Source organism: Streptomyces sp. NPDC043878 (assembly GCF_056435735.1).
Window position 1 is genome coordinate 205,804 of sequence record NZ_JBWKDW010000002.1, and the last position, 13,895, is coordinate 219,698.

At 70.0% G+C, this 13,895-nt stretch carries 14 protein-coding genes and 2 pseudogenes; 9 read left to right on the forward strand and 7 right to left on the reverse strand.

The window, feature by feature from the left end:
• Positions 1-73: 73 nt before the first annotated feature.
• On the reverse strand, positions 74-1,936 hold the full coding sequence (gene thiC / locus AC07AZ_RS04640) for a phosphomethylpyrimidine synthase ThiC (RefSeq protein ID WP_478843775.1): 1,863 nt from the start codon (positions 1,934-1,936) through the stop codon (positions 74-76).
• Between the two features lie 252 nt (positions 1,937-2,188).
• Here thiC and AC07AZ_RS04645 point away from each other — a divergent pair, with 252 nt between their 5' ends.
• On the forward strand, positions 2,189-3,820 hold the full coding sequence (locus tag AC07AZ_RS04645; RefSeq protein WP_478843777.1) for a YibE/F family protein: 1,632 nt from the start codon (positions 2,189-2,191) through the stop codon (positions 3,818-3,820).
• 294 nt (positions 3,821-4,114) lie between these two features.
• Here AC07AZ_RS04645 and AC07AZ_RS04650 read toward each other — a convergent pair whose 3' ends face one another.
• From AC07AZ_RS04650 to AC07AZ_RS04665, 4 genes are all read right to left on the reverse strand, one after another.
• Positions 4,115-4,552 (reverse strand): SsgA family sporulation/cell division regulator, encoded by a 438-nt coding sequence (locus AC07AZ_RS04650; RefSeq protein WP_478843779.1) that lies wholly within the window; start codon positions 4,550-4,552, stop codon positions 4,115-4,117.
• A 99-nt stretch (positions 4,553-4,651) separates the two neighbouring features.
• Positions 4,652-5,365: an IclR family transcriptional regulator gene (locus AC07AZ_RS04655; protein WP_478844166.1), complete on the reverse strand. Its 714-nt coding sequence runs from the start codon at positions 5,363-5,365 to the stop codon at positions 4,652-4,654.
• A 469-nt stretch (positions 5,366-5,834) separates the two neighbouring features.
• Positions 5,835-6,047, reverse strand: a complete 213-nt coding sequence (locus AC07AZ_RS04660) for a DUF5326 family protein (RefSeq protein ID WP_478843781.1) — start codon at positions 6,045-6,047, stop codon at positions 5,835-5,837.
• Between the two features lie 212 nt (positions 6,048-6,259).
• Entirely contained in the window at positions 6,260-6,577 is a 318-nt protein-coding gene (locus AC07AZ_RS04665; RefSeq protein WP_478843783.1) for a cupin domain-containing protein, read from the reverse strand.
• 57 nt (positions 6,578-6,634) lie between these two features.
• Here AC07AZ_RS04665 and AC07AZ_RS04670 point away from each other — a divergent pair, with 57 nt between their 5' ends.
• The 5 genes from AC07AZ_RS04670 (at position 6,635) to AC07AZ_RS04690 (ending at position 10,492) form a co-directional block, all read left to right on the forward strand.
• Positions 6,635-7,012, forward strand: a complete 378-nt coding sequence (locus AC07AZ_RS04670) for a phage holin family protein (RefSeq protein ID WP_478843785.1) — start codon at positions 6,635-6,637, stop codon at positions 7,010-7,012.
• Positions 7,013-7,019: 7 nt separating this feature from the next.
• Positions 7,020-7,511 (forward strand): low molecular weight protein-tyrosine-phosphatase, encoded by a 492-nt coding sequence (locus AC07AZ_RS04675; protein WP_478843787.1) that lies wholly within the window; start codon positions 7,020-7,022, stop codon positions 7,509-7,511.
• Complete coding sequence (locus AC07AZ_RS04680; protein WP_478843789.1) at positions 7,508-8,662, forward strand: cystathionine gamma-lyase; 1,155 nt, start codon at positions 7,508-7,510, stop codon at positions 8,660-8,662. Before AC07AZ_RS04675 ends, AC07AZ_RS04680 begins: the two co-directional genes overlap by 4 nt.
• 329 nt (positions 8,663-8,991) lie before the next feature.
• A complete protein-coding gene (locus AC07AZ_RS04685; protein ID WP_478843791.1) occupies positions 8,992-9,897 on the forward strand; it encodes a LysR family transcriptional regulator in 906 nt (301 codons plus the stop codon).
• A gap of 112 nt (positions 9,898-10,009) precedes the next feature.
• Positions 10,010-10,492: an NUDIX domain-containing protein gene (locus tag AC07AZ_RS04690; RefSeq protein WP_478843793.1), complete on the forward strand. Its 483-nt coding sequence runs from the start codon at positions 10,010-10,012 to the stop codon at positions 10,490-10,492.
• 116 nt (positions 10,493-10,608) lie between these two features.
• On the opposite strand, the gene AC07AZ_RS04695 is transcribed toward AC07AZ_RS04690, so the two are convergent.
• On the reverse strand, positions 10,609-11,247 hold the full coding sequence (locus AC07AZ_RS04695; RefSeq protein WP_478843795.1) for an HAD family hydrolase: 639 nt from the start codon (positions 11,245-11,247) through the stop codon (positions 10,609-10,611).
• Between the two features lie 193 nt (positions 11,248-11,440).
• Here AC07AZ_RS04695 and AC07AZ_RS04700 point away from each other — a divergent pair, with 193 nt between their 5' ends.
• Entirely contained in the window at positions 11,441-12,307 is an 867-nt protein-coding gene (locus AC07AZ_RS04700; RefSeq protein ID WP_478843797.1) for a GNAT family N-acetyltransferase, read from the forward strand.
• A gap of 93 nt (positions 12,308-12,400) precedes the next feature.
• On the opposite strand, the pseudogene AC07AZ_RS04705 reads toward AC07AZ_RS04700, so the two are convergent.
• Positions 12,401-13,009: pseudogene (locus AC07AZ_RS04705) on the reverse strand (MFS transporter); the annotation flags it as partial.
• A gap of 15 nt (positions 13,010-13,024) precedes the next feature.
• Between AC07AZ_RS04705 and AC07AZ_RS04710 the strand changes: the two are divergent.
• Positions 13,025-13,294 (forward strand): annotated as a pseudogene (locus AC07AZ_RS04710) (MarR family winged helix-turn-helix transcriptional regulator); the annotation flags it as partial.
• A 41-nt stretch (positions 13,295-13,335) separates the two neighbouring features.
• Complete coding sequence (locus AC07AZ_RS04715; protein ID WP_478843799.1) at positions 13,336-13,788, forward strand: N-acetyltransferase family protein; 453 nt, start codon at positions 13,336-13,338, stop codon at positions 13,786-13,788.
• Positions 13,789-13,895: the final 107 nt, after the last annotated feature.

Below are 13,895 nucleotides of genomic sequence, written 5' to 3' on the forward strand. Positions count from 1 at the left end.
CGATCGTCCGGGACCGGTCCGCGCACGCGGCTCGCTCCCACGCGCCGCGTGCGCGGACCGTCGACCGTGGAGGTCAGTCGGCGATCGGCAGGTAGACCCGGCTCCCGCTCGCCGCGAACTCCTTCGACTTCTGCAGCATCCCCTCGGCGATCTCGTCGGGCGAGGCCCCCTCGGCCGCGGCGCCGCCGAACTGCCGCGTGATGCTGTGGCTGATCTTCATGCTGCAGAACTTCGGCCCGCACATGGAGCAGAAATGGGCCGTCTTGGCGGGTTCGGCGGGCAGCGTCTCGTCGTGGAACTCCCGGGCCGTGTCCGGATCGAGAGCCAGGTTGAACTGGTCCTCCCAGCGGAACTCGAAGCGGGCGTCGGAGAGCGCGTCGTCCCACTCCTGGGCACCGGGGTGGCCCTTGGCGAGGTCGGCCGCGTGGGCGGCGATCTTGTAGGTGATGACACCGGTCTTGACGTCGTCTCGGTTGGGCAGGCCCAGGTGTTCCTTGGGCGTGACGTAGCAGAGCATGGCCGTGCCCCACCAGGCGATCATCGCGGCACCGATACCGGAGGTGATGTGGTCGTACGCCGGCGCGACGTCCGTGGTCAGCGGGCCGAGGGTATAGAACGGAGCTTCATCGCAGATCTCCTGCTGAAGGTCGATGTTCTCCTTGATCTTGTGCATCGGGACGTGCCCCGGGCCTTCGATCATCGTCTGTACATGGAAACGCTTCGCGATCCGGTTGAGTTCCCCGAGCGTCCGCAACTCCGCGAACTGCGCCTCGTCGTTGGCGTCCGCGATCGAGCCCGGCCGGAGGCCGTCGCCGAGCGAGTAGGTGACGTCGTAGGCGGCGAGGATCTCGCAGAGTTCCTCGAAGTTCTCGTACAGGAAGCTCTCCTTGTGGTGCGCGAGACACCAGGCGGCCATGATCGAGCCGCCACGGGAGACGATGCCGGTCTTGCGGTTGGCCGTCAGCGGTACGTACGGCAGGCGCACACCCGCGTGGACCGTCATGTAGTCCACGCCCTGCTCGGCCTGTTCGACGACCGTGTCCTTGTAGATCTCCCAGGTCAGCTCCTCGGCGCGGCCGTCGACCTTCTCCAGTGCCTGATAGAGCGGCACCGTGCCGATGGGGACGGGGGAGTTGCGCAGCACCCACTCGCGGGTGGTGTGGATGTTGCGGCCGGTGGACAGGTCCATGACCGTGTCGGCACCCCAGCGGGTCGCCCACGTCATCTTCTCGACCTCCTCCTCGATGGAGGAAGTCACCGCCGAATTCCCGATGTTGGCGTTCACCTTCACCAGGAACCGCTTACCGATGATCATCGGTTCGATCTCCGGGTGGTTCACGTTGGCCGGCAACACCGCCCGCCCGGCCGCGATCTCCTCACGGACCACCTCGGGTGACATGTTCTCCCGGATGGCCACGTACTCCATCTCGGGTGTGACCTCGCCGCGCCGGGCGTACGCGAGCTGTGTGACCGCCCCGCCGTCCCGGCTGCGGCGCGGCTGGCGCGGCCGGCCGGGGAAGACCGCGTCGAGGTTGCGCAGGCCGCCGCGCGGCGCGGTGTGCCTGAGGCCGTCGTCCTCGGGTCGGACGGGCCGGCCCGGGTACTCCTCTGTGTCACCGCGGGCGACGATCCAGTTCTCCCGCAGCGGGGGCAGCCCCCGGCGGACATCGGTGTCGACGAGAGGATCGGTGTACGGCCCCGAGGTGTCGTACAGCGTGACCGACCGCCCGTTGGTCAGGTGCACCTGACGGACCGGCACCCGCAGGTCGGGGCGTGAGCCCTCGACGTATCCCTTGTGCCAGCCGACGGACTCTCCGCTCGCGCCGTTCTCCGCGCTCGCGCCGCTCTCCCCACTCGTGGCGGTCGTCGCGCTCTCCTTCGAAGGCTCCGTCGGAATCTGTGCGGAGGCAGGCGTGCGTGCGTCCTTGTTGGTCATGAGACCTACTCCCTACGCCGGCATTACCCGGTAACAGGTTCGGCGGTCGACGCAGCGATGTCCGTCTGCCGATGTTTCATGTGAAACATCACCCGGTTCGGGTGACGTCTCGGTGAAACACCGCGAAGATGGAGGTCAGCGCCCTCTCAGCCCGGTGCTCCGAGCTCCCGCGTGTGCAAAGGTGACTCCACGCTAGCGTCAATTCGGGCGCGGTGAACAGAGGGCCCCCGGCGTTCTTGCGATGATCGGGCGGTGACCACGACACACCAGCCCCCGTATCCACCGCCCGAGCCGCCCCGCGGGCCCGGCCAGGGCAACGGCCATGGCAACGGCTACGGCCATGGGGGTGGGAACGGCAGCGGCAACGGCGGCGGTCCCGGCGGCGGGCACGAGCACGGGCCGGGTTTCGGTGACGGACACGACCATGGGCCGGGCTCCCGCGGCCGCGACGGTGGCGGTGGCGGTGGCGGTGGCGGACACCAGCACGGGCCGGGGTCCGGGGGCGGGCATGACCACCAGCCAGGCTCCGGTGGGCATGACCACCGGGCGGGCTCCGGTGGCGGGCACGAGCAGGGTTCCAGCGGTGGGCACGGGCACTCGCACAGTCATGGGCCGGCCGCGCCCGTGTCGAAGCATCTGCGGAAGGTCATCGCCGCGATCCTCATCCCGTTCGGCATGGCGGTGGTGGTCGGGCTCGTGGTGCTGTGGCCGGGTGGTGCCCCTCCGCACCAGCGCACCGGCGTCGGTTTCGACCGGCAGACCCAGCACGCCACCGTCACCCGGGTGGTGAGCGTGAGCTGCGCGTCGGTGAACGCCTCGACGGGCAGTTCCGCCGGCGGCACCGCGACCGCCGGGGGCTCGGCCGCCCAGCAGCAGGCCGGTGGTACCTGCAAGAAGGCGACGATCCGGGTCGACAGCGGCGACGACAAGGGCCGTACGTTCACCGAGGTGGTCCAGCCGGACCAGTCACGGCAGTTGCACGAGGACGAGAAGGTCCTGGTCGCCTACGAACCCTCCGCGCCCAAGGACCTGCAGTACTCGGTCACCGACGTCAACCGCAGGTTCCCGATGGCCCTGCTCGCCGGCATCTTCGCGGTGGCCGTCGTGGTGGTGGGACGGCTGCGTGGCGTCATGGCGCTGGTCGCACTGGCCGCCAGCTTCCTGGTGCTGACCCTCTTCATCCTGCCCGCGATCCTGCAGGGCTCGAATCCTCTGGTCGTGGCGGTGGTCGGGGCGAGCGCCATCATGCTCATCGCCCTGTACCTGTGTCACGGCCTGTCGGCCCGTACGTCGGTGGCCGTGCTCGGCACCCTCGTCTCGCTGGTGCTGATCGGTGTACTCGGCTCGCTGTTCAACGGCTGGGCCGCGCTCACCGGCAACACGGACGACAACACCGGCCTGATCCACGGCCTGTATCCGTCGATCGACATGAGTGGTCTGCTGCTCGCCGGCATCATCATCGGTTCGCTCGGTGTCCTCGACGACGTGACGGTCACACAGACGTCCGCGGTCTGGGAGCTGCACGAGGCCAATCCGTCGATGGGCCGGCGCGGGCTGTACCGGGCGGGCATCCGCATCGGCCGCGACCACATCGCGTCCGTCGTCAACACCCTCGTCCTCGCCTACGCGGGCGCCGCGCTGCCTCTGCTGCTGCTCTTCTCCATCGCGCAGAGCAGCGTCGGCGCGGTCGCCAACAGCGAACTCGTCGCGGAGGAGATCGTGCGCACGCTTGTCGGCTCGATCGGGCTGGTCGCCTCCGTGCCCGTCACGACAGCTCTCGCGGCGCTGGTGGTCGCCGCCGACCGGCCCGAGACCGAAGCGGTGACGGCGGAACCCCGGACGGCGCCTTCGCGCGGTGGCGGGGGCAGGCGGCGCAAGCACTGAGGCGGCGGCGACGGCGGGTGCGGGCCACTCGGTCGGGCAGGCACACTCGATCCGGTCGGTTCGGGCCGGGCGGCCGAGCCGAGCGGGGCCGGGCTGAGCCGGCCCGCTCGGTCCGCTCGCCGCGCTTCCCCCGCCCGGGCTGCTCCGGGGGCAGGCGAAGCGTTACTGCACAGCCCCATGCCCCGTCCGCCGGACAGGCGCTCGCGGTCCACTCGACGGGTGAGCGTCGAACGGCCGAGAAGCGTTCCGTCGGCAGCGCGTTGAAGCGTTCCGCCACCTCGTCGCCGTACTGCCTCAGCCCGCGCTCTGTTCCTCGGCCAGGATGCGGTCGAGTGCCTCGTCGAGGTGGGCGTCGAAGTCGCCGATCGCACCCTCCTGGCCCAGCGGGACCAACCTGTCGGTGCGGTCCAGGAAGGCGATGAGCGGGGCCGTCGAGGAACGGAACAGCGCCTGGTCGCCGCTGACCTGAAGCCGGATCAGGACTTCACCCAGCGATTCGGGGTCGGCGGGCGAGACTCGCACGTCCCCCTCTCCGCACGGCCGGCCCACGCCGTCGATCAGCAGCTCGCGACCGAAAGCCCAGGTCACGGGCGCGTCACCGGGGAGATGGAAGGTAAGCCGGACCGCGTAGGGATCACCGGCCTCGTAACGCAGCTGCACCGGGATGCGGAAGGAGAGCTCCTCGGAGACGAGGAAGCTCATCATGACCTCTGCCTGTACGGACTCTCGCATCGTCTACCCCGTCATATGCCGTCGACTGGCCGGGAATCAACCCTCTGACATTGAAGGCATCTTGCAGAAAGTACACAACAGATCACAAGGAGTGAGTTTTCAGATACTGATAGAGAGGGCCAGCGACCCGAGCAGCCGGTCTGCCTCCTCCTGCAGTTGGCGGGCCGCCGTCAGGAGACGATCCGCCTGGTGGGAGGGGAGGGAAATGGCCATAGACGCCGCCGTGGCACCCACCGTGACGGGGATCGCCGCGCACACCGTCCCCAGTGCGTACTCCTGCCGTTCGATCACCGGATCCGCCCGCCGCATGTGCTGGAGGCGCCGCAGGAGGGTGTGACCGTCACGCACCGTGTACGGCGTGACGGACTGAACGGGATAGCGGTCGAGGTGGTCGCGCCGCGCGTCCTCGTCCAGTTGAGCGAGCAGACACTGCCCGATGGCGTGCGCGTGCCCGGTCTCACGGAAGTCGGCCCACTCCTCGACCGCCGGATTGCCCGGGGTGTCGGAGACGCACATGATCTCGATCTCGCCGTCGCGGTACATCGCGTAGTACACGGGTGCGCCGATGGCGTCCCGCCAGTGCGCGAGCGTGTCCGCGATCGTGCTGCGACGTTTCTGCCGGGCTCCGTCGCTGGACAGCCGCTCGGCGGCCTCCCCCAGGAAGAACAGTCCCTTGTCGCGGCGCAGATAGCCCTCGTGCACAAGGGTGCGCAGCAGGTGGTAAGCCGTGGGGAGGGCCAGTCCGGTCTCCCGGGCCAGTTGTTTGGCGGGCGCCCCGTGTGTGTGCTCGGCGACGCATTCCAGCAGACGCATCGCGCGCTGCACGGAACCGATGAGTGTGGCGGTGTGCGGTGCGGCGGGGAGGGGCGGGGAGGAGTGCGGCTGCTCGGGCAGCACCGGCGGGCGCTGCCGGGCGGCGGCTGCCGCCCGGTGCGGCCGTGGCGAGGCCGCGGGCTGCTCGGGGGGCCGGAGGCGGGCCCCCGGTGACGGGAGGGCGGTACGGGCTCCCGGTGGGGGAAGGGTGGTGCGGGCCGCCGTGGGCGGAGCGTGGGCTTCCGCGGGGGCGGTGTCTACCGTGGCCAAGGGGTCACTCCCGAAGCGCGAGGGGGCAGCCCGTGCGGGTGACACGGGAGGGGGTGTACGCCGCTCACGCGGGTGGTCCCCGCGTCGAGTTCCCGGACTTTAACCGCCTGCCACCGCTTGCGGACCGCCTGTCCGGGAAACTTCCCCCACCCGAGGGAACCGGTGATTCCTGTTACCGGTCACCGGTTTCCCGGGAGGCTCACCAGTCGCCGCGCGACGAGGAGCTCGCCGTGAACTTCCGTACGACGTAGATCAGGCCGCCGACCAGGGCGACGAAGACCAGTGCCTTGAAGAGCAGGCCGATGAAGAAGCCCACGACGCTGGCTATCAGTCCGCCGAACACGACCAGGGCGATGACCGGCACCGCGACCCACTTCACCCACCAGGGCAGTCCCGTGAAGATCTCTCGCATCGCTCTCGTCCTTATCTCTCCGCCCGTCGCTGTGCCGGGTTCCTGTCGACGACCCGCGTGCGCGGTGCCGGGGCCTGTCGACCCCCGCACGTCCGCCGCCGGGTCCTGCTTGTGTCCTGCGGTCGATGCTAGAGCCGCCAGGGGTCCCGGCGGGGGCCTCGCACCCCTTGCCGTCCCCTGACCGAACCCCTAGGGAACCCTGAGGCCGCGGCTCAGCTCTCGGGCGGAGAGAAGACCACCATGACCCGCAGGTCCTCGCTGATGTGGTGGAACTTGTGGGCCACCCCGGCCGGTACGTACACGACGCTGCCGCGTGACACCTGCGTGGTCTCCATGCCGACGGTGATCGCGGCGCGGCCGCTCACCACGAAGTACACCTCGTCCTGGTTGTGCGGCTGCTGCCGGTCGTGGTCGCCGGCGTCCAGCGCGTACAGACCGACCGACATGTTCCGCTCACGCAGGAACTGCAGGTAGGCGCCGTCGTTGGCGGCGCGCTCCGCCTCCAGTTCGTCCAGCCGGAATGCCTTCATCGACTTCGTCCGCCCTCGCCGTACTCGTAACCGATCTCTTCTGCCACGATCAGACACATGAAGAATTTCCTAGTCAAGACGATCGCCAACGCGGGTGCACTGGCGGTCGCCGTGTGGCTGCTCGACAAGATCACCCTGACCGGTGACAGCACGGGCAAGGAAGTCGCCACCCTGATACTGGTCGCCCTGGTCTTCGGCCTGGTGAACGTCCTGGTCAAGCCGGTCGTGAAGGTGCTGACCTTCCCGCTGTTCATCCTGACGCTCGGTCTGATCACCCTGGTGGTCAACGCGCTGATGCTGCTGCTCACCTCGTGGCTGGCCGACAAGCTCGACCTCAGCTTCCACGTCGAGGGCTTCTGGACCGCGGTCCTCGGCGGCCTGATCATCTCGATCGTCTCCTGGGCCCTCAACGTCGTCCTGCCGGACGGGGACTGAGCCCGCCATGCCCTATCGCGTCTGCTTCGTCTGCACGGGCAACATCTGCCGCTCGCCCATGGCCGAATCGGTCTTCCGTGCCCGCGTGCGGGAGGCCGGCCTCGACGGCCTGGTCGAAGTCGACAGCGCCGGCACCGACGGATGGCACGAGGGCGACGGGGCCGACCCGCGCACCGTCGCCGTCCTGGAGGGCCACGGCTACGAGAGCGCCCACACCGCCCGCCGGTTCCAGGCGTCCTGGTTCTCCCGGCTCGACCTCGTCGTCGCCCTCGACACCGGCCATTTCCGGGCGCTGCGGCGCCTCGCGCCCACCGGGCAGGACGCGGAGAAGGTGCGCCTGCTCCGCTCGTACGACCCCGCCGCCCCCGACGACCTGGACGTTCCGGACCCGTACTACGGGGGGACGGACGGCTTCGAGGAGTGTCTTGAGATGGTGGAGGCGGCGAGCGACGGTCTGCTCGCCGCGGTGAGCGAGCAGGTGGAAGGACGAGTGGCATGAGCGGTACGGAGACACAGGGGCTGTCGGACGGCGGCGGCGACGGCACCCGCGCCGTGCGGGCCGGGCTGCCCGAACCGGTCAAGCACGAGCCGACCCTCCCCGGGCCGGTCTTCGCCGCCCACTTCCACCTGCCGGGCGACCCCACCGGCCCCTACACCTACGGCCGCGACGAGAACCCCACCTGGACCCTGCTGGAGCGGGCGATCAGCGAGCTGGAGGCGCCGGGACAGGGGGACGCCCAGACACTCGTGTTCGCCTCGGGCATGGCCGCGATCTCCTCGGTGCTCTTCTCCCAGCTGAGCGCCGGGGACGCCGTCGTCCTGCCGGGCGACGGCTACCAGGTGCTGCCCCTCGTACGTGCCCAGCTGGAGGCGTACGGCATCGAGGTGCGCACCGCTCCCACCGGCGGCGACGCGCAGCTCGACGTCCTGGACGGCGCGAAACTGCTGTGGATCGAGAGCCCGTCCAACCCGGGACTGGACGTGTGCGACATCCGCAGGCTCGCCGAGGCCGCCCACGCGCGCGGCGCCCTGGTGGCCGTCGACAACACCCTCGCCACACCGCTCGGGCAGCGCCCGCTGGAGCTCGGCGCCGACTTCTCGGTCGCGAGCGGCACCAAGCAGCTCACCGGGCACGGCGACGTGCTCCTCGGATACGTCACCGGCCGCGACGCCGCGACGATGGCCGGCGTGCGGCGCTGGCGGAAGATCGTCGGTGCGATCCCGGGGCCCATGGAGGCCTGGCTCGCGCACCGTTCGATCGCCACGCTCCAGCTGCGGGTCGACCGGCAGAACGCGAGCGCGCTCGTCGTCGCCGAGGCCCTGCGGAGCCGGCCGGAGGTGACCGGGCTGCGGTATCCGGGGCTGCCCGACGACCCCTCGCACAAGATCGCCTCGCAGCAGATGCGCCGCTACGGGTGCGTGGTGTCCTTCACGCTGCCCTCGCGCGAGCGGGCCGACGGCTTCCTGGACGCGCTGCGGCTGGTGGACGACGCGACCAGCTTTGGCGGGGTCCGGTCCACCGCCGAACGGCGCGGCCGCTGGGGCGGTGACGCGGTGCCCGAGGGATTCATCCGTCTCTCGGTCGGAGCCGAGGACCCCGAGGACCTGGTGGCTGACGTGCTGCGCGCGCTGGACGAGTCGGCACTCTGACCGACCGGAGCGCATGGGAGGAGGCGGCGCTCCGACGGGGCTGCGCACACCCGAGGAGTCGGCGTTCTCGCGGGCCTGCGCACACGCGCCGCCGTCGCAGCGACCGGCCCGTGCATGCCTGCCGCCGTACCCGGCCGCGCGCGGCGGACGGTCCGAGCCTCCCCCCTCGTGGCTCGGACCGTCCCGGTTCTGCGCGCGAAGAACCGCGCGCATAAGGCTAGTTGACTCTGTGTCAGTGTCCAATCACAGTAGCGACAGGTCCCTATCGACTTATTTATAGTTGGGCGCGGCCGGGGGGCCGGGCGAAGGGCAGGGAAGGGAGGGCGTCGATGGATCTGGCCTTGCTGCGCACCTTCGTGACCGTGCACCGGGCCGGTTCCTTCACGCGCGCCGCCGCGCTGCTGGGCCTCTCCCAGCCCGCCGTGACCTCCCAGATCCGCACCTTGGAGCGGCAGTTGGGGCGCCCGCTGTTCCTGCGCCAAGCCCGCGGCGTGACACCGACGACCATCGGGGACGAACTCGCCCACAAGGCCGCGCCGCATCTCGACGCCCTGGTGGAGATCGCCGAGACCGGGCTCGATGACGAGTCCTCCGTACGGACCCTGCACCTCGCCGGCCCTCCGGAGTTCACCGCCGAGCGGGCGCTGCCCGCCCTGACGGAGCTGACCGGCGAGGACGGCCAGGGATTCGCCCTGCGGACCTCCTTCGGCAACGCCGAGGAGACCTTGGAGGGACTGGCCGCCGGACATCATGATCTGGCCATCTGCACGGCCCGTCCGCGCGGGCCGCTGCTCACGGCGACTGCGCTCTGCGACGAGGAGCACGTCCTGGTGGCCGCCCCGCGCTGGGCCGGGGAGATCGACCCGGTGGATCCGCACGGCAAGGGTGCGCTCGGGCTGGAGCAGGTCCCCCTGGTCGAGGTGCACGAGTCACTGCCCTTCGTGTCCCGTTACTGGGCCTCCGTCTTCGACTCCCGCCCGCCGGCTCCCGGCACCGTCATCGTTCCCGACCTGCGTGCCGTTCTCGCATGCGCGATCGCGGGCGCGGGCCTCGCCGTGCTGCCCCGCTATCTCTGTCGCCAGGCGCTGGAGCGGGGCGACCTGCTGGCCCTGCACGATCCGGCGGTGCCACCCCTGCGGACGTACTTCCTGGTGGTCCGGACCGGCACGCTGGCCATGCCGCACATCGCACGGGCCCACGAGTGGCTGCTGCACGCGGCCGCCGACTGGTGCTGAGCCGCGCTCCAGGGAGGATCGGAGGGGCTGGGCCACCTGGGATCACACCCTGAGCTCGGTCGGTGACCTCCCATGATGTTTCACGTGGAACCAGCGGGGCCACATTTCTCCCATGACCGTCCGACCCGTGGTCAAGCGCACCGCCCGTGCCGTTCTGCTGGACGGCGACAACCTGATCCTGATCAAACGCACCAAGCCTGGTGTCGATCCCTACTGGGTCACGCCCGGAGGCGGGGTCGAGCCGGAGGACCCGACCGTGGTGCATGCCCTGCATCGCGAGGTCCACGAGGAGCTCGGCGCCAAGATCACCGATGTCATTCCCTGTTTCGTGGACACCGTGGAGCACATCGGCGAGGACCACGGCACCTCCGGTGTGAAGGTGCAGCACTTCTTCGTCTGCCGTCTCGAGTCCATGGACACCGGGCTGCGCCACGGCCCCGAGGTGGACGAGCCCATCGGCGAGTACGAGATCGTGCGGGTGCCGTTCACCCGTGTCGGGATCGCCACCGTCCACCTGGTGCCGCTGTCCCTGCGGCACTACCTGGACGGGAACATCGAGGGCGTGCGCGCACTGCACGCACCGGACCTCGGCTGACGCGGGCCGGGCGTCAGGATGCGCCTGCCGGTCGACGACCGCGGACCGAGAGCCAGGGACGGGGCTGCTGCAGCCTGGGCAGGGTGTCGATGTCGTACAGGCAGGCCGACACGCTCTCATTCGGCGTGTGCTTGGCGCACCAATTCATAGGCTTCCCACAGATCCCTGCCCCGGTAGGAATGAGTGGCGACATCGATCAGATGGTGGTCCGCATTCACAGCGACGGAGACGGGCACCACAGCGAACAGGTCCTTGTCCGACGATGAATCGCCATAAGCGACACAGTCGGCCCGCCGTACCCCGAACTCCGCACAGAGCCGTTCGGCGATCAGAACCTTGGCCGCCGCGCTGAGGACGCCGGACGGGTCCACGGGTTCGGTGAAGGGCACAGCGGGAAATCGCGACCCATAGGCGGCATGCGCACCCCATCCGGTCAGGCGTTCCACGAAGAAGGACGGCGAAAGCGACACGACCGCGCAGTAGTCGCCCTGCTGTCTGATCTCCGCCCACACCTCGCTGATACGAGCCAGCCACGGCGCACTGTCGAAGGCTGCCGTCACATGGGCGTCGGTGAGGTCCGCCCAGAGTTCGCGTATCCGTGTCGCGTACTGAGGCGGTGTGATCAGACCCGATAGAGCAGCCGCGTCCAGCGCCAGCGTTTCTGTTTCCAGGCCGAGCTGTCGCGAGATTTCCACGGGCGCGCTGGTGCCGTGCAGCAAGGTGCCGTCGAGATCGAAGAGATGCAGTCTCGCCATGCCGCCAGAGGCTAGCGGTGCCCGCTGTGGGCTCCCTCGGATCATTGCCGGATGCTTGCCGTTCGCCGATGTTTCACGTGAAACGCCCACCGCCCCGATGCGTTGTCGGGCGGGCCACCGCATGGCCAAAAGCTCGTATGTGACGCGGGAAAGAGGTGGACGCCGAGGGCGCCCGTCCGACAGCCTGACCTGCGTGCCGACTGTCTCTCACACCGCTCTGCCCATTCGCCGGCTGACGCTCCGCGATCTCACCGCCTGCGCCGACCTGTCCGAGGACCGGGGGTGGCCGCGCGAGGAACACAAGTGGAGCCTTCTCCTCGTGGCCGGTAAGGGATACGGCATCGACGACCCCGACGGGGGGCTCCTGGCTGCCTGTGTGGTCACCGAGTACGGGCCGCGGGACCGCCCCGACCTCGGGGCCATCGGCATGGTGCTGGTCGCCGAGCGACACGCTCGCCAAGGATTCGGCCGACGGCTGATGCGCCACGTCGTCTCGGAGATGGCCCCGACACCACTGACCCTGCACGCGACACCCTACGGGCGTCCGCTCTACGAGGAACTCGGTTTCAAGACCACCGGACGGGCCGAAATGCTGTGCGGCCGCTTCCGACCAGGTGGCCCGCCACTCGAGGTCTCGACCCGTGCGGCCACCGCCGAGGACCTCACCTCGATCCTCCGCCTCGACGAGGAGGTGTTCGGCGCAGACCGTACGCACATCGTCACCCGGCTGCCCGCCTTCGCCGACCAGTTGCGTGTGGCCGAAGCGCGGGGCCGGATCGTCGGATACGCGGCGGCCTGGCCCAGCATGGACACACATGTCGTCGGCCCGCTGATCGCCGAGGACACGGAGACGGCGAAGGCACTGCTCGCTTCCCTCGCCGCCCACACCGACCGTCCCCTGCGGACCGACATCGACGTGCGCCACGAGCAGTTGATCACCTGGGCCAAGGAGCGAGGGCTGGAGTCCGTCGCCTTCAACGCGGTCATGACCTACGGGATCGGGGAGCTGCCCGGGGACTGGAGCCGACGGTTCGCCCCTCTGACGGTGGCAGCGGGCTGAGACCCGCTCGCACGACGCCGCCGGCTCCCGAGGGGTTCGGGAACCGGCGTTCGTACCGGACGACGACCAGGAGCCCCACCCGGTCCGGCTTGCTCAGCCGTGTACCGCGGCCCGCTGTCCGGGTGCCGGGGTCTGCGTGTCGGCCTCGGCGGGGACGTGGTCGCGGCGTTCCAGGGCGGCCGGCAGGAAGGCGAGGAGCAGCGAGGCCGTGGCGAGGGCGGCGCCGACCCAGGTGGGTGCCGTGTACCCGAAGCCGGCACCGATGACGAGTCCGCCGAGCCACGCGGAGAGTGCGTTGCCCAGGTTAAAGGCGCCGATGTTCACAGCCGAGGCCAGGGTCCGCGCGCCGTGTGCCTGGTCGAGCACCCGCTTCTGGAGCGGCGGGACGGCCGCGAACCCCAGGGCGCCGATGAGAGCGATCGTGACGGCTGCCGACACCTTGTGGTGGGCGGTGAGCGTGAAGAGCGCCAGGACGACGGCCAGGGCCCCCAGCGAGACGTACAGCAGGGGCATCAGGGCGCGGTCGGCGAACCTGCCACCGCCGAGGTTGCCGGCGACCATGCCGAGACCGAACAGCACGAGTAGCCAGGTGACGGAGCCGTCGGCGAAGCCCGCGACGTGGGTCATCATCGGCGCGATGTAGGTGATGGCCGCGAAGACGCCGCCGAAGCCGAGCACGGTCATCGCCATCGCGAGCAGGACCGGCAGATGAAGTAGGTCGCCGACGCGGTCGTCCTCAGCCAGAGCGCCACCACCCGCCTGGTCACCAGACTCGAAGACCGCGGCCTGCTCTCGCGCTACCTGTGCCCCACAGACCGGCGCGGCATCTACACCGATGTCACCGACGCCGGCCTCACCCTGCTGGAACAGGCCCGGCCCACCAACGACACCGCCCTGCGCGAGGCACTCGACGAAGCCGCCAAGAGCCCCGAACTGGCCCCTCTGGTCCGGGTGGTGGAGTCACTGAACGCCCCGGCACCGGCATAGGCAATCGATCTCCCCGGGCGTCGACTGCGTAGGGTGCGGCCATGGGAGATCTTGAAATACGGCCCGCCACGACGGACGACATCCCCACGATCGTGGCCATGCTCGCCGACGACCCGCTGGGCGCCCAGCGGGAGTCCCCCGACGACCTTGCCCCGTACCTGGCGGCACTGGAACGCCTCTCGTCCGACCCGAACCAGCACCTGGTCGTCGCCGTCCGGGCGGGTCAGGTCGTCGGCACGCTCCAGCTCACGGTGATCCCGGGTCTGTCCCGCCGCGGCGCCACCCGGTCGATCATCGAGGGCGTCCGCATCCACACCGGCGAACGCGGCAGCGGGCTGGGGACACAGTTCATCGAGTGGGCGGTCGATGAATCCCGGCGCCAGGGATGCCAGTTGGTGCAGCTGACCTCGGACGCCACCCGGATGGACGCCCACCGCTTCTACGAGCGTCTCGGCTTCACCGCCTCGCACGTGGGTTTCAAGCTCACCCTGTGAACGGCCTGGCGGGGGGGGGGGGGGGGGGGGGGGGGGGGGGGGGGGGGGGGGGAACGGAGGGCAGGAGGAGGGGAGGCAAAAAGAAAGAAAAAACAGAAAACACCGAC